Annotated in this window: 1 pseudogene; it reads left to right on the forward strand. The window is 62.4% G+C overall.

The features are described 5' to 3' along the window. A pseudogene (locus tag JQ845_RS22835) lies at positions 1 to 471 on the forward strand (efflux RND transporter permease subunit); the annotation flags it as partial.

The raw sequence follows: 471 nt of genomic DNA on the forward strand, positions 1-471 counted from the left end.
TATTTCTACATGCGCTCGCCGCTGACGGGCGAGATGGTGCCCCTGTCGGCCGTGGCCAAAGTCGATGCGCCAGCCAGTGGTCCGCTGTCGATCAGCCATGACGGCATGTTCCCGGCGGCCAACATGTCATTCAACCTTGCCCCCGCCGTAGCCCTGGGCGATGCCGTACTGATGCTCAATCAGGCGAAAAATGAACTCGGCATGCCAAGCACCATCAGCGGCAACTTCCAGGGCGCGGCGCAAGCATTCCAGAGCTCGCTGGCCAGCCAGCCGTGGCTGATTCTGGCGGCGCGGGTGGCGGTCTACATCATTCTCGGGGTGCTGTGTGAAAGCCTCGTGCATCAGCTGTCGAGCCTTACCGCCTCGTGCTACGCAGGCCTGCAGGCGCTGGCGCGTCTATGACTCTGCGCCCAGGACCTTTCGCTCATGGCCCTGACGCCAGTCTTCCTGCCAGTACGTGTTTTCGATCAT

The sequence above is a fragment of the Pseudomonas paraversuta genome, assembly GCF_904063065.1.
In the GTDB taxonomy this organism is placed as follows: Bacteria; Pseudomonadota; Gammaproteobacteria; order Pseudomonadales; family Pseudomonadaceae; genus Aquipseudomonas; species Aquipseudomonas paraversuta.